Origin of the sequence: Labilithrix luteola, from assembly GCF_001263205.1 — a bacterium.
GTDB classification, from domain to species: Bacteria; Myxococcota_A; Polyangia; order Polyangiales; family Polyangiaceae; genus Labilithrix; species Labilithrix luteola.
The window spans coordinates 9,562,556-9,589,084 of the sequence record NZ_CP012333.1; the positions used below are offsets into that span (position 1 = coordinate 9,562,556).

Annotated in this window: 20 protein-coding genes; 6 read left to right on the forward strand and 14 right to left on the reverse strand. The window is 66.5% G+C overall.

Annotation, left to right across the window (positions count from 1 at the left end; translation table 11 throughout):
- Positions 1-82 precede the first annotated feature (82 nt).
- From AKJ09_RS41445 to AKJ09_RS41500, 12 genes are all read right to left on the reverse strand, one after another.
- On the reverse strand, positions 83-1,867 hold the full coding sequence (locus AKJ09_RS41445) for an IgGFc-binding protein (RefSeq protein WP_146653360.1): 1,785 nt from the start codon (positions 1,865-1,867) through the stop codon (positions 83-85).
- On the reverse strand, positions 1,864-3,231 hold the full coding sequence (locus AKJ09_RS41450; protein WP_146653361.1) for an RCC1 domain-containing protein: 1,368 nt from the start codon (positions 3,229-3,231) through the stop codon (positions 1,864-1,866). The genes AKJ09_RS41445 and AKJ09_RS41450 overlap by 4 nt, the downstream gene beginning before the upstream one ends.
- On the reverse strand, positions 3,206-4,564 hold the full coding sequence (locus tag AKJ09_RS41455) for a hypothetical protein (protein ID WP_146653362.1): 1,359 nt from the start codon (positions 4,562-4,564) through the stop codon (positions 3,206-3,208). Before AKJ09_RS41455 ends, AKJ09_RS41450 begins: the two co-directional genes overlap by 26 nt.
- Entirely contained in the window at positions 4,561-5,703 is a 1,143-nt protein-coding gene (locus tag AKJ09_RS41460; RefSeq protein WP_146653363.1) for a beta propeller repeat protein, read from the reverse strand. Before AKJ09_RS41460 ends, AKJ09_RS41455 begins: the two co-directional genes overlap by 4 nt.
- Entirely contained in the window at positions 5,700-6,893 is a 1,194-nt protein-coding gene (locus tag AKJ09_RS41465; RefSeq protein WP_146653364.1) for a hypothetical protein, read from the reverse strand. Before AKJ09_RS41465 ends, AKJ09_RS41460 begins: the two co-directional genes overlap by 4 nt.
- The gene (locus AKJ09_RS41470; protein ID WP_146653365.1) at positions 6,890-7,636 is read right to left on the reverse strand and encodes a hypothetical protein; all 747 of its coding nucleotides are present in this window, start codon (positions 7,634-7,636) and stop codon (positions 6,890-6,892) included. Before AKJ09_RS41470 ends, AKJ09_RS41465 begins: the two co-directional genes overlap by 4 nt.
- Positions 7,633-8,184, reverse strand: a complete 552-nt coding sequence (locus AKJ09_RS41475; protein WP_146653366.1) for an RNA polymerase sigma factor — start codon at positions 8,182-8,184, stop codon at positions 7,633-7,635. The genes AKJ09_RS41470 and AKJ09_RS41475 overlap by 4 nt, the downstream gene beginning before the upstream one ends.
- Positions 8,185-8,297: 113 nt before the next feature.
- Positions 8,298-9,350 carry a hypothetical protein gene (locus AKJ09_RS41480; RefSeq protein WP_146653367.1) on the reverse strand — a complete coding sequence of 351 codons (1,053 nt, stop codon included), beginning with the start codon at positions 9,348-9,350 and terminating at the stop codon, positions 8,298-8,300.
- A 164-nt stretch (positions 9,351-9,514) separates the two neighbouring features.
- Entirely contained in the window at positions 9,515-13,342 is a 3,828-nt protein-coding gene (locus AKJ09_RS41485) for an FAD-dependent oxidoreductase (RefSeq protein WP_275936692.1), read from the reverse strand.
- A 4-nt stretch (positions 13,343-13,346) separates the two neighbouring features.
- Complete coding sequence (locus tag AKJ09_RS41490; protein ID WP_146653368.1) at positions 13,347-13,655, reverse strand: oxidative damage protection protein; 309 nt, start codon at positions 13,653-13,655, stop codon at positions 13,347-13,349.
- A gap of 147 nt (positions 13,656-13,802) precedes the next feature.
- Entirely contained in the window at positions 13,803-14,111 is a 309-nt protein-coding gene (locus AKJ09_RS41495; RefSeq protein ID WP_146653369.1) for a hypothetical protein, read from the reverse strand.
- Entirely contained in the window at positions 14,069-14,602 is a 534-nt protein-coding gene (locus AKJ09_RS41500) for an MBL fold metallo-hydrolase (protein ID WP_146653370.1), read from the reverse strand. Before AKJ09_RS41500 ends, AKJ09_RS41495 begins: the two co-directional genes overlap by 43 nt.
- Before the next feature lie 180 nt (positions 14,603-14,782).
- Between AKJ09_RS41500 and AKJ09_RS41505 the strand changes: the two genes are divergently transcribed.
- From AKJ09_RS41505 to metH, 6 genes are all read left to right on the forward strand, one after another.
- Positions 14,783-16,963, forward strand: a complete 2,181-nt coding sequence (locus tag AKJ09_RS41505) for a hypothetical protein (RefSeq protein WP_205633938.1) — start codon at positions 14,783-14,785, stop codon at positions 16,961-16,963.
- Entirely contained in the window at positions 16,960-18,360 is a 1,401-nt protein-coding gene (locus tag AKJ09_RS41510) for a hypothetical protein (protein WP_146653372.1), read from the forward strand. The genes AKJ09_RS41505 and AKJ09_RS41510 overlap by 4 nt, the downstream gene beginning before the upstream one ends.
- A 94-nt stretch (positions 18,361-18,454) precedes the next feature.
- Complete coding sequence (locus tag AKJ09_RS41515; RefSeq protein WP_146653373.1) at positions 18,455-18,787, forward strand: HesB/IscA family protein; 333 nt, start codon at positions 18,455-18,457, stop codon at positions 18,785-18,787.
- 189 nt (positions 18,788-18,976) lie between these two features.
- Positions 18,977-19,942 (forward strand): ArsR/SmtB family transcription factor, encoded by a 966-nt coding sequence (locus tag AKJ09_RS41520; protein WP_146653374.1) that lies wholly within the window; start codon positions 18,977-18,979, stop codon positions 19,940-19,942.
- A gap of 3 nt (positions 19,943-19,945) precedes the next feature.
- Positions 19,946-21,106 (forward strand): homocysteine S-methyltransferase family protein, encoded by a 1,161-nt coding sequence (locus tag AKJ09_RS55275; RefSeq protein ID WP_146653375.1) that lies wholly within the window; start codon positions 19,946-19,948, stop codon positions 21,104-21,106.
- Complete coding sequence (gene metH / locus AKJ09_RS41530) at positions 21,016-23,745, forward strand: methionine synthase (protein WP_146653376.1); 2,730 nt, start codon at positions 21,016-21,018, stop codon at positions 23,743-23,745. Before AKJ09_RS55275 ends, metH begins: the two co-directional genes overlap by 91 nt.
- Positions 23,746-23,805: 60 nt before the next feature.
- Here metH and AKJ09_RS41535 read toward each other — a convergent pair whose 3' ends face one another.
- Both AKJ09_RS41535 and AKJ09_RS41540 read right to left on the reverse strand, forming a co-directional pair.
- Positions 23,806-24,594, reverse strand: a complete 789-nt coding sequence (locus tag AKJ09_RS41535) for a hypothetical protein (protein WP_146653377.1) — start codon at positions 24,592-24,594, stop codon at positions 23,806-23,808.
- 244 nt (positions 24,595-24,838) lie between these two features.
- Positions 24,839-26,515, reverse strand: coding sequence for a methyl-accepting chemotaxis protein (locus AKJ09_RS41540; RefSeq protein ID WP_205633939.1), 1,677 nt, complete (start codon positions 26,513-26,515; stop codon positions 24,839-24,841).
- Positions 26,516-26,529 lie beyond the last annotated feature (14 nt).

A 26,529-nucleotide genomic window follows, 5' to 3' on the forward strand; every position in this document is an offset into this window, starting at 1 on the left:
CTCTCTCCTGCACGAGCGTGTCGCGTCGGCAGGTGCAAGCCGCGGGCCCTTCACGAGTCCGCGGCCAGCGCAACCGCCGCAATCAGTGCACGATGCCGAGAGGAGTCTTGACGAGCTTCCGCTGCGCAAGCCCACCCGTGTAGGCGTAGCTTGCATAGGCATCCCAACCCCAGATGGTTGCCGTGAACGCGCCGTCGCTATGCAGGCGCTGCAGACCGTTCTGGCAAAGGTGGTCGCCGAACTTGGCGCCCGTACCTCCGGAGACGGCGAGATCGACCCTCGCGTACTCGTATTCGCCACGCGCGCCGATAGGGTGGAAGTCCGGCACGTTGCCGTTGGCGCACTCGAGCCAAACGTCCTTGAATTCGCCTCGCGTCTTGGCCCGGACGATGACCAACGAGCTGTCGTTGAACGTCGGGTCCGCGTAGAAGGCGTACGAATTCAGATATTGCCCGGTGGGAACGAGGTTGACGAAATCCGGATCGCCGCGGCCGCCGTACTGCTCGCCGCCCGTCATGTAGGCCGCGACGTAGATCGGATGGTCGACGTCTTGCGAGCGCACCACGAACGCGTCACCCGTGCCGGACCAGAACGTTGCCGACTCACCCGCCGAGAGCGAGAGTGGAGCGCCGGGCGGAACCACCGGATCGTAGTCGAGCTGGGTTCCGTCGCGAGCGGCGACGATGCGATACGGCACGGGCTCGTGCTCGTTGCCGACGCGTGAGCGATACGCAACGGCCACGTACTCGGATCCCCATTGGTCCGCCGCGGGGATTTGCTGAGCGAGAATGTCACACGCTTCGACGTTGGTCGGGATGTCCGCACACGCGTGGCCACCGATCGTCGTAATGGGCTTGTTCGACGATACGAAACTTCCGGTGAGCTGCTGATTCTGAACGAGCTGTAGGAACTGCCCTTTGTCGAGCCGGTAGGTCGTGGGCTCCCCGGCCAGACCACCCGTGACACCAACGCCGTTCTGAATGTCTACCCGCGGAACGATCGTGACGTCCGTGCCGTCCTCCGCCGCGACGATCTGGGCGGCGGGCGCGCCTGTCCACGCGGTATCCCAGCTGTTGACCAGAATGTGCTCGGTCCCCCAAGTCGCGACCGGCAACACGAGGGTCGCCGTCGGGGTGAAGCTCTTCGCTCCGCCGAACGGATAAATCGTTGCCAGGCCCACGGGAACGTTCGACTTCAAATGAAACGACGAGCCCATGCCCGTGCCGTTCATTTTGAAATCGGTATATGTCGCCGGCACGACGCCCGAGGGACAGCCGACGTACGTGATCGAGTCCGCGAGCGAATAGACGCGCGTGGGATCGCGGTCCGAGAGAAACAAGATGGCGCTGTCGCCGGGAGCGAGTGGGCCTTCGAGCTGGGAGAGCGCCATGGTGCTCGGATCGGCGCGAAACAGCGCTCGCGAGATGTCCATCGCCTTGCCTTCGAGCTCGAGTTCGAGCTTGACGGCCTCGTTCGACGAATTGACGACGAACGCCGCGTAACACGAATTGGGTACTGACTTCGTGAAACGAGGTTTCTGGAAGTAGAACTCGCAGCCGTTCGAGCTTCGGTCCGCCGCGGCGGCCGCGCACGGGGCTTGGCAGAGTGCACCACCGCAGACCTGATCGTCTTTGCAGGTGTCGACCACCTCGCCGGTGCACGTGCTGATCACGGCGCGTCCGTCGAGAGAGCACTGGAACATGCACTCGTCTGCTGCGTCGAGTCCGCCGTCGGAGACGAGTTGGTCCGTGCCCTCGACGAAGCCTTCCTTCTCTTTGCTACAGGCGCTCGCGGTCACGAGTGCAAGCGCAAGGAGCATCACGGGAACAGCACGGACCGAGCCGCTGGCCAATTTCGCGAGCGTCATGGCAACACCACTTCCTGGGGTACGCGGCTTCCTTGTCCGGTGCCGTTACCGAGTTGTCCGTAGCCGTTGCTGCCCCAGCAGAAGATGCTGCCGTTCGTCAGGAGCGCACACGTCGAGTCGGGCAGCGTCTTCACCTGTACGGCAGGAGCCGGCAGTCCGGTGACCTTGACGGCGTGGTAGGCATGGTCGTTCGTTCCGTCGCCGGCCTGGCCACTTGCGTTGTATCCCCAGCAGTACACGGCCCCCGAGGCCGCGGTCGCGCACCACCGTTGCGGGTGCGCGACCGCCGTGCTCGTCGCCGTGTCGTAGCTTGACCATGCATCGGTCGTCGCGATCTGCACGAGCGGTTCGGGCGCGACGACCGGCTCGGGAATCGCTCGATCGGTGGAGTTCCAGAGGGAGATGACGTTGCCCCAGCAATACCCCGTGCCGCCGGCGGTTGCGCACGCGTTCTCGCTGACGTTGTCGAGTGACGACACGCCACTCAAGCCAATCTGAAGCGGGTACGGGTCGGGAAAGAGCGAGGAGACGCGGGCCAGCGGAGGGTTCGCTCCCCAGCTCGTCGCCGTACCGTCCTCACGCAAGACGAACGAGGCTCGGCCGACGATCAGATCGCGAAGGGGCGCACCCGCGGGGAGCGGAACTTCCCGCGGCTCGAGCACCGCATTGAACGGAGCGACCTTCGCGGGCGCAATCTGCCCGTTGTCGTTCTGGCCCCAGCAGAAGACGCCCTCGCCGACGATGGCACAGGCGGCGGTTCTGCCGGTCGCGACCTTCTTCGCGGGCGGGATGGGCAACTTCACGGGCGTGCGCTCGGTCGTGACAGCGGCGGCGTCACTGCGCACGAACGGCCCCGTTCCCCAGCACCACGCCGTGCCATCCTTCTCGACGGCGCAGGTGTGGTCGAGTGCAGAGACGTTCGAGAGGCCGACAACGCGCTGGGGTGTGGAGCTGCTGCCGAGAGCCCCTGCTTCGTCGCCCCGACCGAGCTGGCCACCGCGATCCGTGCCCCAGCACGCCACGGTTCCGTCCTGGAGGAGCGCGCAGAAGCCCTCGGTGTAATCGTCCCATGCGCCCGTCGTCTGCACGGTCGACAAGGACGTCGCGCAGTGTGCGGAGGCACATTCGACGGAGCGAGCGGTGGCATCGAACGCTTCGACGTCGCGCGATGCGTCGAGCTCTCCAGCGTCGTTCCCGACGGCAGCATCGCTGCGCGACGTTTCGGGCGCGGCATCGGTCGGGTCGAACCCCGGCGTCGCGTCGCTCGCGGCGCAGCTCGCGCTCACGAGCGCCGTGGGCAAGAGCGAGACGACCGCGACTGCCGCGGCGGCCCGCCGATCAAGGAGTCGTCTTGTGAAGCGCATGTTGAACTCCGACTACCCAGAGATTGGTGCTCGACGTGCCGCGGATGCGGAAGAGCGAACTGGTGATGGGCCCATGGCGCAGCGCGAGCGTCGACAGCTCGTAAGAGCCCCCGTTCCACACGTCCACGCCCCGAGCGACGAACGCTGCCGTCGCGTAGGTCTTCACCGTGCTCAGCCACACTTCGTTCGATGTGGCCCAGACGGACGTGGGCGTATTGTTGGAGACGAGACTGCTCGGAAACGGCGAGAGGTCCGTCGCGATGCCGCCATCCGCACTCGCGGTGAGCTGCAAGACGTCACGGGCTCCCTTCAATCCGACGAAGCGCGAAGGCCCGAGGGCGTGGAGGTCGGTGAGCCACCCGTTGGCTCCATCGATCTTCTGGAAGCCGTCCCTCGCTGCACACGGGGCGAATCCGGGAGGAACGACGCCGTCGGCAACTCGATTGAAGCTGCCGGCGGTCTTGCGAACGAGGATGACGCAAGAGCGGCCACTCGGGCTTCCGTCTCGCACACCCGAAAACCAAATATCGTCGGGACCGGTGCCTGCGGCGCCTACGAAGAACAGATGCTCGTTCGGCGTATCGAAGTCGTCCGCGCTGTATTCGGCAACCCAGGCGGGAGCTGCGCCGGCCTCGGCTTTCCAATGAAAGACGGTATTGGAATACCAAGCGTAGACGTTGTCACGGCTCGTTCCCCAGACGCCGAGCGCGGGATAGCCCATCCCCATTTCGGAGTTCGTCGGAAACCCGTGATCGTGGCTGGCGTGAGCGACATCGCCCTCGTGGCTATGATCTTCGAGTCGAGTTCGACTCCACGACCAAGCCGTCTGGGGCGGGACGGGACGTGTACCGTGGTAAACGTAGCCGGGCGCGACCGTGTAATAGAGATCGTCGGCGTCCGGGGCCCAGAGACCACCCGCGTACGGCGCTGCCCGTTCATCGTTCTGAGTGCCGTCGTCGATGTAGCTCCAGGTTCCCGTTGGACCGGACGCTCCGTCCCATTCGAGCACTCGGACGCCTTGAGTGGCGCTCTCGGCGACCGCGAAGGCTCGGCCCTCGAGCGGCCAGATGTCCTTCACGGTCAATCCCGGACCGGGCAAGGGCGTCTCGCACCACCCGGCGTCGCTGCAGTCTCCCCCATCGACGCCCCCATCGACGGGAGGGGTCGCCGTATCGCTTCCGACGTCGACCACGGCGCCGTCCGACGACCCGAGGATGCCCGAATCCTGCTCGGCCGGCGTCGTGGGCTCGGTCTCGCCGGACGACGTGCACGCCGCCGCCGCTGCCAGCGCAAGAATGGCGGTCGTGCCACCAACGAATAGCGAGGCTCTCATGGCTTCCCTCCGAGCGAGAGGACGACGCCTTGGCCACCGACCCAGACGTGTCCTGCCGACGACGTCCAGACCGTCGTGAGCTTGGGGCGACGCGCGCCGAGTCCGGCGATGCTCACGCGCGACCACCTGTTTCCGTCGTAGTGGAGGACCACGCCGGCATCGCCGACAGCCCAGACGTCGGACGGCGACGTTCCCCACACGGCGTTCAGATCTTCGGTCGTGGGCACCTCGTCGAAGGCGTCCCAGACCATGCCCTGCCCGCGGTAGCGGCGCATGGTTCCCGCTGCGCCGACGGCCCAGACGTCGGACTCGGCGGCGACCCACACACCGCGAAGCGATTGCCAGGTTTGCGTGTTGAACGCCTCGGTCACGGGGTTGTCGCCGTCGGCGCCCGTGACGTGAATCGCCGAACCGTGCGAGCCGACGGCCCACAGGCTGTTCGCGTCGATGCCATGGATGCTCTCCAGCTGACCGCCTCCGAAACCGGCGCCTTCGAAGGAGATCGACGGCGAGAGGCTCATTCGCCGGACGCCGCTCAGCGACGTGCACCAGAACCATTTGGCTCCCGGGACGGACCACCCCGATCGGAGCTGGGCGCCGTCGCCACCGACGATCGGGTGCGTCGACCATCCACCCGGCGAGACGGGACCACCTCCTCCGGCGTCCGTGGCGGAGAAATCGAGCCCTCGCGTATAGACCTTGTCGAATCGGCTCAGGCTCACTTGCGAGGAATCACGCAGCCAAAGGGCTGACATCGTTTCCTGGGTATCGGCTGCAGAGACCGTCCACGACGTCCCATCGTAGTGAGCGAGTGCGCCGAGCGCGCCGGCGACCCAGATGTCCGTCGCCGAGGTCCCGCGGATCACGTTGACCTGCGTACGCCGATCGAGCTTCGCGTTGCCGTCGAACGGTCCGTTGGGACAGAGGACCTCCGCCGAGCACGTCTCGGGGAAGTACTCGCAGTCGACACAAGGCGCCGCGTCGACGTCCGCGCCGCCGTCGGCCGCTTCGATCGGCGCGGCATCGGGCGAAGGCGGAGAGTCCACCCTATCGTCGTTGGTTGCGCACGCACCGACAAACAGTGCCGACGCGCACGCGGACAGGCTCGCGACGCCGAGCAGCCATCGGGACTTCCTCATCGTGTGACCTCGGTCGTTCCGCCGTCGGGGCAGGCCTCCACGACACACTGGCCGCCGACGCACGCCTGGCCAGCAATCGCATCGCATACGTGCCCGCACGCGCCGCAGTTGCGTGGGTCGCTATCCGTATTTACTTCGCAGAAGTCGTCAAAGTTGCCATTGCAGTCCGCCCTGCCCTTCCCGCAGTTCGCCGCACAAACTCCGTAGTTGCAGCTGGTCTCGGTGGTACTTATGCCGGGCGTGCAGCTCGCGCCGCACGCACCACAGTTGTCCGTATCGGAAGAGAGATCGTGGCAGGTACCGGTGCAGAATTCGCCGTCACAGCTGTCCTTGCAGAACGTCTGCCCCGGCGGACACATGCATTGAACATTCCCGTTCGGGTCCTGTCCGCATTCCTGATCCGGAGCGCACTGGTCCCCCACGTCGCTGCAGTTCTCGTGGGTCTTCAGCGGGAGTTCGCAGCCATTCTCGCGAACGCCGTCGAAGTCCACCCACCAGGGCTCGCATTTGAACTTCCCACATTGGTTGTTGATGCAGCCATAGTAGCTATGCGGATACGCGGGCAATCCAGCGCCTGAAAGGTCACAGGCTGTATTGCAGCCTCCGCAATTGAAATCATTATTACGTGTATCAACACACGAAATCCATCCCCCGCAATAGGTCAGTCCTGCGGGGCAACCGCACGCGAACGTGGTGCCGAGGAAGTCCTGCTTCAGGCACGGCTTGTCCGCAGAGCAGGTATCCCCGCAGCTCGAGCAGTTCTCGTTCGTGTGCGGGTCCGTCTCGCAACCGTTGTCGACGATACCGTCGCAATCGAGCGTCGTATTCGGGGCCCTCCCGCAGGACAGAACGCAACGTCCCTCGACGCACGTGAAGGTCTCGCGGTTCGGGTCCAACTGCGGGCAGACGACGCCACAGGCACCACAGTTCTTGGCGTCATTCCTCAAGTCGACGTCGCAGGGAAAGCGCGAGCCAGGGCACGTCGTGAGCCCGGTCGGACACTTGTCCGACGCGCAGTACTTCGTCAGCCCGGCATCGCTTGCGGGGTCGGCGTCACCGCCCGAATCGGGGGCATCGAATTGCCCCGTGGCAGCAGGCTCGGCGTAGTCGCCAATCGTGGAGCTCGCGGCGCAGCTCACGACGAAGACCAGCGCGGAGATCGAAACGAGCCCAAAGACTTTGCGAATCATCGTCCCTCCGCGGGCGGATTGTTCACTGGCGAGCTTCCGAGCGCGTCGTCGACGCGCGTGCGGTAGGCCGACCCCGGATATTTGGCGAAGAACGCCGCGGCGCGTTCGCGTGCATCGTTCTTGCGCCCGAGTCGCGACAGGGCCTCGACCGCGATCACTTCTCGCTCTTGCGCGAGAACCGCCGCGGGAAAGCGACGAGCATGCTCGGCGGTGAGGGCGAGCGAGCGATTCGGATCGGTGGCCATCGCGGCATGCGCACGCTGCAGGAGCGCCCCTTCGGAGAGCTCCTCGGTAGGCGCGGTCTTGGCGGACTCGCTACCCACCCTGGGCTGCTGCTCGGCAGCGACCTTCGAGGTCGGCAGCGCTCGCACGTCGATCGACGGGATCTCGGGAGGCTGAGTCGCGGGCTCCGCGGGGGGCAGCGCCGGGTCCGTCACTGCAGGCGCGGTCACGACCTTCGTCTCCGTGGTCGGTACGCCGACTTCGGCCGTCGAGGGAGCGGTCGCGCCGAGGCCGAGCACTCGGGTGGTGGCGAAGGACGAGACAACGACGGCGGCTGACGCGAGGACGAGCACGTGAGGCCGCGTCAGCGTCCGAAACAAGGACGGTTGCGTCGCGCAGGTCGACGAAGGCGTCCTGCGTGCGGTGTCGTCCGCGATGCGGGTCAATCTCGAAGATGATGGCCCGGCTTTTCGCGCGGCGGAGACGAGCTCGTCGAGCGTCGGGGGAACGCGATCCTTCACTGTTTCACCATTGCGGCTTCGAGCTGCGCTCGTGCGCGGCGGAATCGGAAATAGGCCGTCGAGAGCGGACAACCCACGATCTCTGCGGCGTCCTCCATCGACACTTCTTCGATCGCGTGGAGGACGAAGATGGTTCGCTTGTCGTCGTCGAGCCGATCGAGCAGAAGAAGGAGCTGCTCCTGCGCCTGTGCGAGCTCGAGCCCCTCCTCTTGAGAGGGAGCGACGCTGGACTCCGGAATGGCTTCGACGAGCGCCTCACGGCGGTGATGCGCTCGCTTTCGGTAGTTTCTCGCATGATTCGTACAAATCGCGTACAGCCACGACCGAAGCCCGGTGTCGCTCAGTGCGCCGCGCTTCTGATGGACCGTCGTGAAGACCTCCTGACAGAGGTCGTCGAGGTCCCGCTCGGGTACGCCGAGGAATCGGAGAAGACGCCACACGTACCGACCGTGCGAGAGCACGATCTCGCGCACGGTCGGCGCCGAGCTCACCGAAGTGACCTCGCGGTCGGCCGTGGGGGCTGAAGAGAGCATCCTGAGCACGCTCATCGGGCTTGCTCAGAGGAAATGTCGGGTCACGCTTCGCGTTTCAACATTCCGGAAAGAAATCGCCCTGAAGTCGTCACTTCACCGCCTCCTGGCCGAAGCGGGGCTGTGGTCGTTCATGGAAACGCGCGCCAGGAGAGACCGACGTCGAGCTCTGCTGTTGCGGCCGGCACGGAAAACGACGGCTGTTCGCTCGCTCCCGCGACCCGGTACACGAACGCCGGGGATGTGGGCGCGAAGCGCGCGGCGACGGCTGCAAAAGGGGCGAACGCGCCGGCGCGGCCGCGGACCTCGACCCGAAGAGGCAAAACGAGGAACCCGAGGCTCCCGTCCCTCGACTGCGGGCCGAGCGGTTCGGCGTGAAGCAGGGCGTAGTGGGCGCCGGCACACGCGAGGACGTTCACGCGCGTCCGTCCGAGGTCGAGTGGGCAAAGCTCGACTCCGCCCTCGACACCTCGAACGGAGATCCCCTCGCCCGGCACGGTTTTACGGTCCGTACCCAAGGGATAGGCCGCCCCGCGAACCGCGACCGGCACGAAGTGTGGGACATGGACCATGCCGAAGAGCGAGGGCCCGACCGTCGCCACCGGCGTGAATCCTATGGGAACGCTCGCTCCCAACCCGACGTCGATCACCCACGGCGTCCGCGTGTGCGGCGGAGGAGGAGGAAGGCGCAACGGCTCGATGCGCGGAGCCGGTGCCTCTTCGTAGAGCGGCGGAGGAAGCTCGTCGAGCGGCTCGGTTGCCTTGGTCTGAGCGGCCGCACGCACGCGCGGCGTCTCGACCAGCAGCACGAGAGCCAGGGTTAGCGACTCGTCGAGTGCTCGGCACGAACGCGCCGGCGAATCGATTGTTCGCTCGCCGAGTGCACGTCCGTGGGCATCCCGTAGAACGAGCTCGGTTCGAAAGCCGCCTGCACGCGGCTCGACGTGGCCGAGCACGAAGAAGTCGGCGCGCTTCTGTTCGACGGTGAGGAGGATGTCTGCCGACGCGCGTTCCTTCGTCCTCGCGACGACCTCGTCGGGCGAGATGCATCCGTCGGCCCCCGGTGCGCGCGTCAGCTTCACGGCAACGTGAACTGGACGAGCAGGCTCCTCGGCGCCGGCGATCTCCGCGAGAGCCGAGATAGCGACTCCCGAGAGTACGGCAACGCGACGTGCAAGAGCCAACCCGCGCCTTCCATAACACAGCCGTGCCCGGCCGAACGAGTCGTCGGCACACCTCGTCCGCCATGGCCGCGGTCTCGCAATCACCACGTTCGCGCTCGAGGAGGACGTCTCCCTGCAAGCCCGCACACGACGTGCGGGCTGCCATGGGACCTACGCCAGCGCGATCAGATGCGGAGCACGTCGGGGCGCATGGCGAGCAAGCGCTCGAGCCACGCGTTCGCGACCTTCTCCTGCATCGAGTTCGCGCGGAGGCGTTCGTTGAGGTGCTGGAAGTCGACCGCGTCGAGCTCCTGGTCCTGGTTGTAACAGGAGAACACGAGCGTCTCTTTGCCGGTCTTCGGGTCGCGGTGCTTCTGGAGGCACTGCGCGCAGACCTCCTTCATCATGCACTGCATCGGCGAGTTGATGCTGCCGATCGCGAGGTGCCGCGGGTCGAGCATGGGCTGGAGCACGCCGTGGCGCGCTTCCTTAACGGCCGCCATCATGCGGTCCGAGCCGATGGCGATGATGCGGTTCACCTTGGAGAGCTTGATCTCCTGCGCACCGATCTCGCCCTTTCCGTAGGCCACCATCGCCTGGACGATGTTGCCTCGGAACTTCACGTCTTGGCGGCGGCGAGGCTCGATCTCCGCGCCCTGATCGGTGCACCAGATGACCTGGTCGGTGTAGCGCTCGATCTCGTCCTGCTTGAAGAGGTCCTCGCCCTTCTTGTAGCCGGCGAAGTAGAGCACCGTTGCGCCGAGCGCTTTGAACGCGCGTGCGATCGAGAAGAGAACGGCGTTGCCGAGACCTCCGCCCGCGAGGAGTACGGTTTCCGCCGGCTTGATCTCCGTGGGCGTTCCGGTGGGCCCCATCAAGACGATGGGCTCGCCCGGTCGAAGCGCCGCGCAGAGTCGCGACGAGCCGCCCATCTCGAGCACGATCGTGCCTAGAAGGCCCTTCTCCTCGTCGATCCACGCGCCCGTGAGCGCGAGCCCCTCCATCGCGAGGCGTGTGCCCGCGATCATGGGGGCATACGACTCGAAGTTCTGCAGGCGATAGAACTGGCCCGGCTGGAACTTCCGCGCCGCAAGCGGCGCCTGCACGACCACCTCGATGATCGATTGCGTGAGGCGATTGACCTCGACGACCTTCGCGGTGAGCGCGTGGTGCATCTTGCCGAAGAAGGACGAGAGAGCTGCGTTGCGCTCGGGTTGTTCGGCGGGCGAAAGGTGATCGAGCTCGGGGAACAGGGCCGAGACGTGGCGGAAGCCGTGCTTCGCGCTGGCCATCGCTTTGACGACGCTGCCCGCGTAGTGCGGGTGGTTGTCGCCATAGAAAGAGACGACCTTGCCGTTGTGCGCGTAGCTCGTGAAGAAGGCCTCGTCGCTGCCGCTCGCGGGCACCGGCGTCAAAACGACCTCGCCGTCATCGAGCTTCGCGCTGTGAGCCTGGAAGTACTGCTTCTTCGCGTCGAGCTGGAAGGTTCCTTCGTACTCCTTCTCGTACATCGTGTTGGGGCTCGTGCCGGCGGCGACGCACAGCGTACGAGCCGGGAGCTCCACCTCGTCGCGCTCACCGCCGAGGCGCACGAACTTCACGGCCTTGATGTGGCCGCGCGCGTCGAGAACGGCCTCGGTCGGCGCGAGGCCTTCGATGTAGCGAACCCCTTCTTCGAGGCTCTTCTGGACCTCTTCGTGATTCAGCCGATAGGCCGGCGATTCGAGCACGGAACGGCGATACGCGAGGGTGACGCCGCCCCACTTGTCGAGCAAAGGCTGAAGGCGCGGGTCGCGGCCCTCCTTTGCCGCGAGCTCGCGCTCTTCTTCGAGCTCACGGGCGTGGGCGAGCTGCACCTGGAGCTGCTCCCACTCCTCCTGGTCGAACATCGCGCGAACGGCCTCGGCGCCCTTCTCTTCCGTGAGCTGGTGCACGCGCGCAGAAAGCTTCTCGATCTGCACCGGGTAGTACGCGAGCAGTTCGGTGGCGGTGTCGATCGCGGTGAGGCCGCCGCCGATGACGACCGCCGGCAGCTGGATCTGCAGATTCGCGAGCGAGCTCTTTTTGTAGGCTCCCGTGAGCTGCAGGGCCATGAGGAAGTCGCTCGCCTTACGGATGCCGCGGGCGAGGTTGTTCTTCATGTCGATGATCGTGGGTCGACCGGCGCCGGCCGCGAGCGCCACGTGGTCGAAGCCGAGGCTCCACGCGTCGTCGAGCGACATCGTTCCGCCGAAGCGGACGCCGCCGTAGATCCGCATGAGCGGATTGCGCGCGAGCGTGACGTAGAGGAGCGTGAGGAAGTTCTTGTCCCAGCGAACGGTGATGCCGTACTCGCTGACGCCGCCGAAGCCGAGGAGCGTGCGCTCGTCGAGCTCTTCGTAGAGTGTGCCGAAGTCTTTGACGGGGCGCGGCGGCGTGGTGGCGTCGCCCACGAGCTCGACGGGCAGCGGTTCGATCTTCAGGCCATCGACCGCGACGACACCGAAGCCTTCGCGCGTGAGGTGATGCGCGAGCGTGTAGCCGGCGGGCCCGAGGCCGACGACGAGCACATTCTTGCCCGTGTACGCGCGCGGGTACGGACGGCGTATGTTGAGCGGGTTCCAGCGCGCGAGGAGGCCGTAGATCTCGAGGCCGTAGGGCAGCGAGAGAACCTCGGTCAGAACGCGCGTCTCGATCTGCGGGATGTTGACCGGCTCCTGCTTCTGGAAGACGCATGCCTTCATGCAGTCGTTGCAGATGCGGTGACCGGTGCCCGCGCACATCGGGTTGTCGAGCGTGACGAGGGCGAGCGCCGCAAGGGCATCGCCGTCGCGACGCATCACGTGCATCTCGCTGATCTTCTCGTCGAGTGGGCAACCCGGAAGTGGAACGCCGAGCGGGTTCTTTTTGACTTCGTTCGATTTGTTGTCCCGCAGGCCCTTGCTGCACGAGTCCTTTTCACGGTCGTGGCAGTAGAGGCAGTAGTCGATCTCCTGCTCGACTTCGCGCGGGCCGCCGCGGCGATCGGTCAGGGCGAAGCCATCGCGTTCGCGGCGCTCATGATCGGGACCGACGAAGAGCTCCGGGATCTTGGGCTCGGGACGGCGAAGCTGCACGAGCTTCTGGTAGTCGAGCGTCTTCGGCATGTGGAGCGACGACCAGTGATGGGCCGCATCTCCATGATCCGTACGGCGGTGCGCGAGCCACGCTTCGATCGCGTCGAGCGCGAAGGCCACGACCTTCTGGTTCTCGGCGTCGGTCGGCGCGCCGGGGGTGGCCACGGCACACGCCTCTTCGCTCGCCTTGCTCGCGTTCCAGTCGGCCGCGAGCGCCGCGCGCAGTGCCGAGGCGCGCCCACGGAGCTCGTCGGTCCACGCGGCGCCGCCCGCCTTCGCTGCCTTGCGGGCCACCTCGTCGATCTCGGCGAGCTGCACGACGGCCTTGGCGACGGCGAGCTCCTCGTCGGGGAGACCGGCAGTGCCACCACGGAGAATCGACTCCGCCTTGTGCGGGACGAGCGCCGAGATCGCCGCCGTCGACACCGCGCTTGCTTCGGCGAACGTGTGCTTCCAGTTCTTGCCTGCGTCGAGCTTGAGAACGCGCTTCTTGGCGAAGTCTTGCTTGAACCGCCAGAGGGGCGTGCGGTCCTTCACCTCGGCGGCGAGGTTCTCGAGTTCACGCTCGACCCCGAAGAGGCGGCCGACGAACCAGCTGACGCGCGGAGCGATGGCGAGCAAGACCGCGCTCACTTGCTCCGGCGTCATTCCCTGGCCCTGCGACGCGCGGTACGCGTCGTACGTCGCGGCGGTGTCCGGCGAGGACGCCCTCAGTTCACTGCGAAATACATCGAACAGTTCACGCAGACGCTCGGGCGAGTGGAGGTCGCGATAGCGAAACCCCTCGATGCCGAGCGCCATGTCGGCGCTCGGCAAGTCGCCCAGAGGCGGAAACGATCGGCGGGCGGGCGAAAACGTCGAAGCCCCCGCCCCGTTGGTCTTTGTCGACGTGCCTGCCTGCGGATCGATCGAGGTCATGCGCTTACTTGTCTCCGTCCTTGGCCTCGTCCTTGTTTTCCGCCGGCGTGAATGCGGTATCGGCCATCTTTCCCTCGCTGAAGCCGAAGTAGACGGAGCACTGGTCGAACATGAACTTCTGACCGGCCGGCGTGGTCACGTCGACCCGGTAGGTATTCATGAACTTGACCGAGTCCTTCACCCACTGATCCCAGGCCTCCTTCGAGACCTCTTCGTAGATGCGTTGACCGAGCTCGTTCTTGTAGGGCGGACGCGAAAGGCCGGGGAGCTCTTTGCCGAGCTTTCGGCACTTGACGAGGCGGGGTTCGGACATGATTCCGTGGGTTTTACTCGCGGATGGTGCGAGATGCCAGCAGGACAGGCTCCGCCGTCCAGCCGCCATGATCATCCAGCGCCGCGCCGAGCACGCCGCGATGTCGAGACGTTGCACGAGCCGGCGCGCGCGACGACGCGCAACTCCTCAGAACAACGCGAGTTGGATTCCCGTCGAAGCATTCGACGGACCGGCCACGACTTCGAGCTCGTGCGCCTGACCGTGCGGGACGACGGCAACGTCGATTCCACGCGCCGCTTCGGCCACGGTCTCGAGCGCACGCTCGGGCGTGTTGTTCGAACGCGAGAGGTGACCAAGGTAGAGGCGCGTCAGCCGCGTGCCCACGAGACTCGCGGCGAGCGCGCCAGCCTCCTGATTCGAGAGATGGCCGAGCCCACCCCTGACGCGCCGCTTCAAATGCTCGGGGTAGGAGCCCCACGCGAGGAGCTCGGGCAATGGTTGGCCTCGAGCATCGCGGCATCGCACGAGCCGAGGAGCGCGGCGAGGCCTTTGGTCGCACGGCCAACGTCGGTCGCGATGCCGAACGATCGGCCGGCTGCCGCGACACGCAGCGCAACTTGCGGAGCGTCATGGGGCACCGGCTCGGCAAGAATCTCGAACGGACCGACGTGGAACGGGCGGCCGGGCGCGTAGTCGTGGACCTTGAACTTGCGCCGAACGCGATCGGCGTCGATGCCCGGATGAACCCAAACCGGCGCGTTCGTGGCGCGCGCGAGCCGTTCGACCTGGGCGAAGTGATCGCCGTGATGGTGCGTCGGAACGATGGCGTCCACGCCACGCGGCAAGAACGCGCTCCCGAGTGACTCGAGGCGTTCGGCCGCGGACTTCGGACCGATGCCGGCATCGATCAGAACCCGCGATTCGCCCGCTTCGATGAGGACGGCGTTGCCGCTCGATCCACTTCCGAGCACGAAGACACGCAGCATCCGGGCCGCGAAGTCCTTCTATGTCGCGCGGAAGAACGCAAGCGGTACGTGAGGCACGTTGCGCAAAAAGCATGTGTACCTTGGGATTCTCGGCATCTCGTCGTATCGTCCCAGGGCTTGTCGAGTCCTCGTCCCTGCCCCCACTGTGGAGCCGCCATCGCCGACACGGGCGCCAGCCAAATGCAGGCCCGTTTCTGCGGTCAGTGCGGTCGTACGATCCCCGTTGCCCCGACCGCTCCGGACGTCGCGCCGATGGCGCCGCCCGCTGTTGGGTCCAACCTCGGCCAGACGCTCTACGAATCCCAGCCGTTCGGGGCAGGGCAAGGCGCGAGTGCTTTCGAGGAGCGCGTCTCGCGATTGCCGACGCCCGTCGTTCCTCCGGGCGCTGCCGTCGAGCTCTCAGCCGCCGTCTCGGACACGGGAGGACTCAGCAAAGATGCCATCCGTCAGGCACTGAGCGCTGGAGCTGCGAGCGTCGACAACGGCAGGGCTCCCGTGCGAGCCGACGTCAGTCCGCTGTCGATGAGCGTCGCTTCCCCGAACGCGTGGATGCCTCCTCCCCCTGCGTCGCCCGCGGTTCCCGCGGCGGCTGCCGAGGTGCAGGTCGCCGAGCCCACCAAGCGCCCACTCCCGTCGACGGCACAGACGATGCTTGGCATGCCCGCGCGCGATCTTCCGGTCGCTCCGCCGGCCGCGACGGCCGCTCACCCGCCTGCGCCGGATCCGACCAAGCCCGGTGGCATCGCGCCGATGACCAAGACGATGCTCGGCGTCGCCCTCCCTGGCATCGCACCGGTTCACCGCAAAGCCGAACCCGCACCCGCCCCGCAGGCACCGGTCACGCAGGCACCGGACGCGTCGGCTCCCGACGCGCGGGCTCCCGAAGCAAGTGCACGCGTCGACCTTCGGAGCAAGAACGCCACGATGCTCGGCGTTTCCGCCCCGCCGGGTCTCGCCGCCCTCGCCGCGCTCGGTTCGATGGGCGCCACGCAAGCCTTGCCGCCTGGACCGGCTGCTGCCGGCGCGCCTCTCGCAGCGACCGCGCCGATTCCGCAGGTCGTCCCCGCGCCCGCGCCCCTCACGCACGAGCCTCTCCCCGAGGCACCGATGGTGCCCGAGAAGCGGGGCGTCCCGGCCGTCGCCGTGGTCGGCATCGTGTTCCTGGTGGTGGCGATCGCCGGTGCCGGCATTGCGTTCCTCTCCCTTCGCGGTGGAGGCGCGCTCACCGCTCAGCCACAGCTCGACGACACCGGTCGCGAGTCGCTTCGGATTGCGTGCCCGTCGTGTCCGGATGGCACCGTGCTCGCGCTCGGCGCCTCTTCCGCGACCGTGCAGGGCAACGCCGCCGTCCTTCCGCTCCCCGCGCCGCTCACCATCGGTGACAACGATCTCACGGTGAAAATCGATCGTCCGAAGGCCGGGCGCGACGAAGAGGTGAAGATCCACGTTCCCGTCGCGTATCGCGTGCGCACGGACCTCACCACGCTGTCTTCCAAGCCGCCGGCGATCACAGTACGCGTCGAAGCCACGCCTGGGAGCGACGTCCGCGTCGACGACAAGCCGCTCACGCTCGATGCCCAGGGCAAAGGCGCGTACGCCATCGCGCTCGGACAGGACGCCGAGGGGCCGCGCGACGAGGCCAAGACCTTCGAGCGAAAGATCCCCTTCACGGTCACGCCGAAGGGCGGCAAGGCCGAGACCGGTCAGCTCATCGCGCGCACGTCGATCGTGCCCCTCCACCTCGACGCTCCGGGCCTGCTGCTCGTCACCGATCGCGGCACCGCTGCGGTGTCGGGCCAGACGCGTCCGAACGCGACGCTCACCATCGATGGCCAGTCGATTTCGGTCGACGCACAGGGCCGCTTCGGTGTCCGCGTCGAGTTGCCCACGCAGGGGGAGAAGTTGCTCGAGCTCGTGGCCTCCTCGCCTCCGCTCGCGCCGCGCGTCGTGCACGCCAAGGTGATTCGTACGTCGTCGCTCGAAGCGAGCGCGAAGGAGCTGGACGGCAAGGGCGCGCTCCGCTTCGACGCCATCGCGGCCGATCCTGCGGGCACCGTGGGCCAGTCGACCCTCGTCGAAGGCGAGGTCATCGACGCCCGCGTGAGTACCGGACAGACCGTCTTGCTCATCGACGAGCGCCGCTCCTGTGCGGCCGCCCAGACCGTGAAAGCCGGCCCGCGCGACATCGGAAGCGCGCCTTGTCTCGTTCGCGTCGTGCACGGCGAAGAAGAGAAGGTTTCGCGCGGAGAGATCGTCCGTGCCTACGGCACCGTCACCGGATCGGTCACGGCTGGCGGTAAGACCGTCCCCGAAGTCGGTGCCGCGCTGGTGCTGCTCGTGAAGTCCACGGGCGCGCGATGACTCGACGGCGCGCGGTCGCCGTGGCCGCCGCCATGGGAGCGATCTCCTGCGGAGCGCTCCTCGCGCCCCGTCAGGAGGCCGCCGCGCAGCGAATCGATCCGCGTCGCGCGAACAGCTTTGTCGTCGGCGCGCCGGGTGGGCCTTCGCCTGCCCTGCGTGTCGACGCAGCGCGAAGCGGCCTCACCCACGACGTCCTGCCCACCGGTGCGCTGCACGTCGGGTGGCGCAAGACCTTCGGCCTCGCGGTCGAGCAGCCTGCGCTCGCCGGCGCGGACGGAACGCTGGCTCTCGTCACTTCGCGCGGCGACGTCGTCTTCCTCGATGCCGACGGCGAAGAAGTCGGTCACGTGACCGCCGCGACAACCTCGGTCGGGCCGGCCGCCATCACCTCGGACGGCACGGTCGTGTTCGTGACGGCGAGCGGAGATGCCATCGGAGTGCGCCGCCAGATGGCTTCACGCCGCTTCCTCACGCACGTCGGCGGCGAACGAAATCAGCGAACCGCTCCGCTTCCTCTCGACGATGGCGGCGTCGTCGTCGCCACGATGACCGACCTCATCGTGCTCGACGCCGAAGGAAACGTCCGGACGCGGACCACCCTCCCCGCGCCCTCGGCCGCGCCGCTCGTGGCCACGGGCGACAAGATTCTCGCCATCACCACCACGGGCGCGGTCTACGGGTGGACCCCGGGTCGCGAGCCGGTACGACTCGGCTCGTTCGGCGCGCCCATCGACGGTGGGGCGGCCCTCTCCGATGCGAACACGCTCGTCGCCGTCATCGAAACGAACCACGTCGTCGAGCTCAATCTGTCGACGGGAGCCCGAGCGACCCGAGCCATCTCTTCGCAAGGCCTCTACCTCGGGCCGCCGAGCGTGCGACGCCAGACGAACGGCAATCTCGTCACGCTCCTCGCCATGACGCCGACGCGCTCGGCGGTGGTGACGCTCGATCCCGCGGGACAGGAAGTGCTGCGTGCGGCGGTCGGCTCCGTCACCGCCACCACCTTGCCCGATGGCGGCGTGGCTCCCCTCGTGGCCCCCGCCCACGTAGGACCGCTCGTCGATCCTCGGGGCGCCGTCGCCTTCGCCGCGCCCGACGGGCACGTAGGCCTCGTCGCTGCCGACGGCTCGTCCGAGACCATCGGCGAGCTCCTCTGCACGAAGACGAGCCGCTCCTCCGGGGTGGCCGGGCTCACCCCCTTCGGCCCCGGCTCGTTCGCGGTGACCTGCGAAGGTGGAGCGGTCGTCCGCATCGACGGCGCCGACGTCGCACCGCGTCCGCGCCGAGCGGTCGTGCCCGCGACCAGCGCACGTCCGCACCCTCCTCCGAAGGCGCCGATGCCCCCCGACCGCCAGCCGCTGCCGCCGCCGCAAGAAGACGACGAGCCGGAGGATTGAGAAGCTCGAGCGGTCGAGCTCGAGCACGAGAAGCCCGTAGAAACGCCTCGGGCATGGCCTGGCACGCTGCCAAGATTCGGCCTATAGTCCCGGCATGATCAGCATGACGGACCGCGCGGCGGCCAAGGTCAAAGAGATCGTCGCCACCACGACCGACGAGGATCTGAGCAATCAGGGCCTGCGCGTCAAAGTCGTGGGCGGTGGCTGTGCCGGCTTCTCCTACGACCTCTACTTCGAGAACGAAGTGGGTGACATGGACGAGCAGTTCGAGTCGAACGGCGTGAAGCTGTACGTCGACCCGCTGAGCTTCCAGTACCTCGAGAACACCGAGATCGACTACATCGAAGATGTTCACCACTCGGGCTTCAAGTTCAACAACCCGAACACCACCGGCAGCTGCGGGTGTGGTTCGAGCGTGAAGTTCTGAGTCGAACGTCTCCCACGCGCGCTCGCTGACACCATCAGTAAGCCGCGCAGAGCTGAAGCGCTGGGCGCAGGGTCATCCCGCCCCGGCGCTTTTGCTTTTTGTCGCGCCCGCGTGGCCTTGACTCCCTCCGGAGGTCCGACCAGGATGGGATTCGCTCATCCGGATAGGCCGATATAGAGCTCGGGCGTCATGAATCTCTCGCAGTGCGTCGGAACGATGAACCTGCTCGGCGACGAGAGCCGCATCCGGCTCTGCGCGCTGCTCAGGGAGCGCGAGCTGAGCGTGACGGACCTCGTGCGTGTCACGGGGATCTCGCAATCGCGCGTCTCGACGCACCTCGCACGCCTGCGGGAAGGTGGCTTCGTCCGCGATCGGCGCGAAGGCCAGCACGCGTTCTACGCGCTCGCGACCGACACCATGCCGCGCACGGCGCAGGCGGTCCTCGAGGAGGCCACCAGCTCCGACGATCCCACGCTCGACGGCGATCGCAAACGCCTCTCCGAACTCGATGCCGAACAGCGCGGGCAGCTCCCGGAGTCGTTCGTCGGCAAGATGGACCTCCACTACTCGCCGGGTCGAACGTGGCAGTCCCTCGTCGTCGGCCTCGCGGCGCTTCTTCGCCTCGGAGACGTGCTCGACGTGGGCTCCGGCGACGGCGCAGCGGCCGCCTTCCTCGCCCCGCACTGCAAGTCGCTTACGTGCGTCGATGCGAGCCCTCGCATGATCGACGCCGCCAACGAGCGCCTCGCCAAGTTCTCGCACGTGAAGGCGCGTCTCGAGGCCCGCGTCGCCGACGCGCAGGCTCTTCCCTTTCGTGCCGCCGCCTTCGACACCGTCCTCGTGTTCCACACGCTCACGTATGCGGCCGAGCCCGCCAAGGTCCTCCAGGAGTGCGCGCGCGTCCTGCGTCCCGGTGGGCGGGTCGTCGTTCTCTCGCTCGACGAGCACGCCCATCGCGATGTGACCTCACCCTTCGGAGAGCGCCACTCGGGCTTCTCTCCGCGGTCGCTCCGCACCATGCTGACCCGCGCCGGACTGACAGTCGCTTCGTGCGACGTCGCGAGCCGCGAGTCCAAGAAACCCCACTTTCAGGTCGTGCTTGCCGTCGCCGACAAGCGCCGTTCTGCGTCTTCGAAGAGCTCCAAAGCAGGTTGATTCATGGCATCCGAACTTCATCCGCTCGAGAAACTCCTCCAGAACCGCATCGCCATCATCGACGGCGCGATGGGAACGACCATCCGCACCTACGAGATGAAGGAGGCGGACATCCGAGGCACGCGCTTCGCGGACGCCAAGAAGGACCTGCTCAACAACGGCGATCTCTTCTCGCTGACCCAGCCGCAGATGATCTGCGACATCCACCGGCGCTTTCTCGAGGCCGGCGCGGACATCATCGAAACCAACACGTTCGGCGCGACGACCATCGGTCAGAGCGAGTTCTTCGTCGACGACCCGCGCGAGCACGGCGGGCGCAAAGATCCGGCGTTCTACCAGGGCATCATCGAGAACGAGTTCCTTCGGAACCTGGCCTGGGAGATCAACGAGCAGTCGGCTCGGCAGTGCCGTGAATGGGCCGACCGCGTCGCCAACAAGGACGGACGCCAGCGTTTCGTTGCGGGCGCCATCGGCCCCCTTACCGTCTCGCTCTCGAACTCGCCCGACGCCGATGACGCCGGCTTCCGCGTCGTGACCTTCGATCAGGTCAAGACGGCCTACATGGAGCAGGTCCGCGCGCTCATCGCCGGCGGCTCGGACGTGCTCCTCGTCGAGACCATCTTCGACTCGCTCAACGCGAAGGCGGCCATCGTGGCCATCCAAGAGGTCTTCGCGAAGGATGGCAAGATCCTGCCCGTGATGGTCTCCGCCGCGGTGGGGCGCGGCGGTGAGACGATGATCTCCGCGCAGACGGTCGAGGCCCTCTGGAACGCCGTCAAGCACGTCAATCCGCTCTCCATCGGCCTGAACTGCTCGCTCGGCCCCGATCTCATGTACCCGTTCCTCTCCGAGCTCTCGGAGAAGGCGCAGACGGCGATCTCCTGTTACCCGAACGCAGGCCTGCCCAACCCTCTCTCGGCCACGGGCTTCGACCTCGTCCCCGAGGACATGGGCCGCTTCCTCGGCGAGTTCGCGCAAGGTGGACTCATCAACATCGCCGGCGGCTGCTGCGGCAACACCCCGAGCACATCGCCGCGATCGCGAAGGCTCTCGACGGCCGCCATCCGCGAGAGATCGTCGAGAAGAAGACGACCGCCTCGACCCCGCTGCCGCTCAGGCTCTCGGGCTCGCAGCCGTTCACGCAGCAGCCCGGCGTCTTCATGATGATCGGCGAGCGCACGAACGTCGCCGGCTCACCGAAGTTCGCGAAGCTGATCAAGGAGGGCAAGTACGAAGAGGCCGTGAGCATCGCCCGCCAGCAGGTCGAAAATGGCGCCAACGTCATCGACATCTGCATGGACGAAGGCATGATCGACGGCGTCGCGGCGATGTCGCGGTTCCTCCAGCTCCTCGGCAGCGAGCCCGAAGTGGCGAAGGTGCCGTTCATGATCGACTCCTCGAAGTGGGAGGTCATCGAGGCCGGCCTGAAGTGCCTTCAGGGCAAGGGCATCGTCAATTCGATCTCGCTGAAGGAAGGCGAAGAGGTCTTCCGCGAGCACGCGCGCACCATCCGTCGTTACGGCGCGGCCTGCGTGGTCATGGCCTTCGACGAGCAGGGCCAGGCCGCCACCTACGAAGACAAGATCCGCATCTGCTCGCGCGCGTATCGCATCCTCGTCGACGAGGTCGGCTTCCCGCCCGAGGACATCATCTTCGACCCGAACATCCTCACCGTGGCCACGGGCATCGAGGAGCACAACAACTACGCGGTCGACTTCATCAACGCGACGCGCTGGATCAAAGAGAACCTCCCCCACGCGAAGGTGAGCGGCGGCGTCTCCAACATCTCCTTCAGCTTCCGCGGAAACAACCACGTCCGCGAGGCGATGCACTCGGCCTTCCTCTACTACGCCATCCAGGCGGGTATGGACATGGGCATCGTCAACGCCGGCATGCTCGAAGTCTACGAGGAGATCGCGCCGGAGCTCCGCGAGCTCGTTCTCGACGTGCTCCTCAATCGCCGCCCCGACGCGACCGAACGACTCGTCGACTTCGGCGAGAAGCTCAAGGCGAGCGGCGCCGGTGCGGCTGCTGCGGGCGAAAAGAAGGAAGAAGAGTGGCGCAAGGGCACCGTCGAAGAGCGCCTCTCGCACGCCCTCGTCAAAGGCATCGACACGTACATCGACGGGGACACCGAGGAGGCACGCGCCAAGCTCGGTCGGCCGCTCGCGGTCATCGAAGGCCCGCTCATGGACGGCATGGGCGTCGTCGGCGACCTCTTCGGCGCCGGAAAGATGTTCCTCCCGCAGGTCGTCAAATCGGCGCGCGTCATGAAGAAGGCCGTGGCCTACCTCACGCCGTTCATGGAGGAAGAGAAGGCCAAGATGGCCGCCGAGGGGCGCGCCGTCAAAACGCAGGGCAAGATCGTCCTCGCCACCGTGAAGGGCGACGTTCACGACATCGGCAAGAACATCGTCGGCGTCGTTCTCGCCTGCAACAACTTCGAGGTCATCGACATGGGCGTCATGGTCCCGTGCGAGAAGATCCTCGAACGCGCCAAGCAGGAGAAGGCCGACGTCATCGGTCTGAGCGGCCTCATCACCCCGTCGCTCGACGAGATGACCCACGTGGCTCGCGAGATGGAGCGCCAGGGCTTCAAGCTTCCGTTGCTCATCGGCGGCGCCACCACGAGCCGCGCGCACACCGCCGTGAAGATCGCCCCGCACTACAGCGAGCCGGTCGTCCACGTGCTCGACGCAAGCCGCGCCGTTCCGGTCACCACGAGCCTCCTCAGCGACGAGGCCCGCGGCGCGTTCATCGAGCAGCATCGTGTGGAGTACGAGAAGCTGCGTCGCCTCCACGGCGGCCCGAAGCAGACGCTGGTGTCACTCGAACAGGCTCGCGCGAACCGCACGCCGATCAGCTGGCGCAAGGAAGACATCGCGCGGCCTGAATTCACTGGCCTCCGCGTCCTGGACAGCGTGCCCCTGGCCACGCTCCGCGAGTACATCGACTGGACGCCGTTCTTCCACACGTGGGAGCTCAAGGGCGTCTATCCGCGCATCTTCGAGCACGAAGTTTATGGCGAGCAGGCTCGCAAGATCTTCGCGGAGGCCAACGAGCTGCTCGACGTCATCGTGGCGAAGGGCCAGCTCACCGCGCGCGGCGTCTACGGCTTCTTCCCGGCCAATGCCGTGGGTGACGATGTCGAGCTCTACACCGACGAATCGCGCAGCAAGGTCCTCACGCGCTTCCACTTCCTTCGCCAGCAGAACGCGAAGGAGAAGGACAAGCCGAGCCGCTCGCTCGCCGACTTCATCGCGCCGAAGGACTCCGGCCTTCCGGACTACCTCGGGGCGTTTGCAGTCAGCACCGGCTTCGGCCTCAAGGAGCTCTGCGAGGCGTTCCGCGCCAAGCACGACGACTACAACGCCATCATGGCCGAGGCGATCGCCGACCGCCTCGCCGAGGCCTTCGCCGAATACCTCCACAAGGAGGCTCGCATCGCGTGGGGCTACGGCAAGACCGAAGACCTCTCGAACGAGGCGCTCATCGGCGAGAAGTACCGCGGCATCCGCCCTGCCGCCGGCTACCCTGCGTGCCCCGACCACACGGAGAAGGGTATTCTGTGGGACTTGCTCGACGTCGAGAAGAACGCGGGCATTCGCATCACCGAGTCGTTCGCGATGTGGCCCGGCGCGAGCGTCAGCGGTCTCTACTTCGCGCACCCCGAGTCGCGCTACTTCACGCTCGGGAAAATCGACCGTGACCAGGCGCTCGACTACCACGCGCGCAAGGGCATGACGCTCGGCGAAGTCGAACGCTGGCTCGGCCCGAACCTCGGTTACGAGCCGGCCTCCTGATGCTGGAGTGAGTGGAGCGCGCTCGGGGCCGTCGAGCGCGCTCCCGCACAGAGCCGGACCTCAGCGCTGGGCGCCGACGGCAAAGCCCACGTAGGCGACCGACCGGCCACCGAAGCTCGCGTCGGCAAGGTAGTGCGAGGGGCTCACCAGCGTGGTGTACGACGGACGAATCGCGGCGTAGAACCCCTCGCCGAAGAGCGCGGTGACGGCGCTGCTGACCGAGACTTCTTGGGCGTGGAAGCGCTCGCTCTTCGCATCGTAGCCCTGGGCCCCGACCTGCGCGCGCGGACGGACATGGAAGCGCGACCCGAGCTTGAATAGGTGCTCGGCACCGACGACCCCGTAGAGCCCCTGCTTCTCCAAGAAGCACGGAAATAGGTCGAGCGTCGGTGTCAGGAATCCGTTGGGAATCGACAGGCGGGCGGTGCCTTCGACGTCCTGACGTACCTGCGCCATGCGTGGGTAGAACCACACGCGCGCGCCGACCTCGAGCAGCATGACGCTCATCTTGCCGCCGTAGGTGACGCTCGGCAGGACCTCCTCAGCCTTCTCGTACTTCTTCGTCGTGTCGCCGAGAGCCATGGCGAACGACGAGCCGAGTTGGAGCGTTCCTGGTCCAACGTCCTTCAGGCGCACGGCGACCAGATCCTCGGTGGCCGGCGTGGACTTGGTGTCGTACTTCGGCGCGCCGTGCACGAGCTTCGTGGACGACAGACCCGCTTCGACGACGTACCCCAACGACGGCGTCGTCTGCGCGTTCGACCTCTTGTCGGCGTCCTGTGCGAACGCGTTCGTCGACAGCGCGACGGTGCACGTGAAAACAAAAGCGGACACGACGATGTGTCTCATTTCGAATCTCCCCGGTCGGTGAACACCTCCGCCCGCGAACCAACCTCGATGCGCAGGCGTCGTGAGGCGCACCTCGGGGAAACGTCAAAATGCGACAAAGCTGGAGGAAACTCTTGCAGTCGCGACGACGAATCGCCGACCGCGAATTCGAGAATCCGTCCAGACGTACGGACAAAAAGCGAACGTCCGCAGACGGATTCGCCTGCAGACGTTCGATTCTCGATTCCGAAGTTTGGATTGTTATTCAGAATTCTTCGTAACCGTTCACGACCTTCTTGAGTGAGGCGGCCGGAGCCGATTTCGCCAGCGGAACGACGGTCCCTCGGGCCGGCTTGGTACGGACCCGCGGAGCAACCAGCGCGCGCGGTGCAGAACGGGCGGCGGGGACGACGTCGCGTGCGCCACCTTCGCCGAGCTCGAAGGCCGCGACAAGCGAACGGAGATGGCCCGACTTGTCCGACAGCGAGGTGGCGGTTGCCGACAGCTCCTCGGTCTGGGCCGCGTTGCTCTGCGTCACCTGGTCGACCTGCGTGACCGCCGTATTGACCTGATCGATCCCCGTGTTCTGCTCACGCGAGGCCGCCGCGATCTCCGCGACCATGTCGGTGACGCGCTTGACGGAGCGAACGATCTCTTCGAGCGTCCTTCCCGATTCGTCGACCTGCCGCGTTCCCGTCTCGACCTTGCTCGTCGAGTCGGCAATGAGGCCACGGATTTCCTTGGCGGCGCTGCCGGTGCGCTGCGCGAGGCTGCGAACCTCGGCTGCGACGACACCGAAGCCTCGCCCTTGCTCGCCGGCGCGCGCGGCCTCGACGGCGGCGTTGAGCGCGAGCAGATTGGTCTGGAACGCAATCTCGTCGATGGTCGTGATGATGTCGGCGATCTTCTTCGACGACTTCGTGATCTCGCTCATCGCGTCGACCGCGCTGCTCACCACCTGACCACCGCGCTCCGCAGCGTCGCGAGCGCTGTTGGCGAGCATCGACGCCTCCTGGGCGTTGTCCGTGTTTTGCTTCACCGTCGAGCTGATCTCCTCGAGGCTCGCCGCCGTTTCTTCGAGGCTCGCGGCCTGTTCCTGCGCACCGCCCGAGATCTGTTGGGCGCTTGCGGCAAGCTGCGAGGCGGCTGCCGAGACCTCCAGGGATACCCCTTGAACGCCGGCGAGCGTGCTGCGGATCGACCCGAGCGACCGATTCAACGCCGCCGCCATTGCGCCGACTTCGTCCTTGCGATCGACGTCGAGCTTCGCCGTCAAGTCGCCATGGGCCACGCGTTCGAGCACTGCCACGGCCTGCTTCATGGGCGTGGCGATCGCGCCTCCGACGATGAAGACGAGCGAAGCGGCGAAGATCATGGCCAACGCGGTAACCGTGATACCGACGGTACGTCCGGTCGCGGTCTCGCGTTGCGTCTGTTCGAAGGTCTCGGCGACGAGCTCTTTCTTGACCTTGACGTACTCGTCGAGGACCGCGGCGAGGCGAATCCCCACCGACGATGCCGCCGAGAGCATCGCCTCGGCTTTGGTCAGGTCGGTAGACATGACCCGCACGGCATCACGAATCGCCGGTCCGTACTCCGCCATGAGGCGCTTCGCATCCGTGAGTCGCGCCAACTGATCGGGGCGCGTCGTGTACTTGGCGAGCTCGTCGAGGTCCGCGCGGAAAGTCGCCTCGTTCCCCTCCACTTCCTTCACCCATCGGAGCCGCCCTTCCTCGGTCTTTTCGAGCATCGCCGAGCGGTAATTACGGGCAATGGTCAGGCGTTCCGCGCTGGCACGTCGAGCCAGATCGAGTGCCACCATGTCGCGACGATAGGTCTCCTCGAGGGCCCTGCTCGTCTGCGTCGCTACGGTGTGACTCATCACGCCGAGGACGGCCAGCAACAGAACCATCGTTCCGAAGCTGATCGCCAGCTTGGTCATCGTCCGTAGATCGT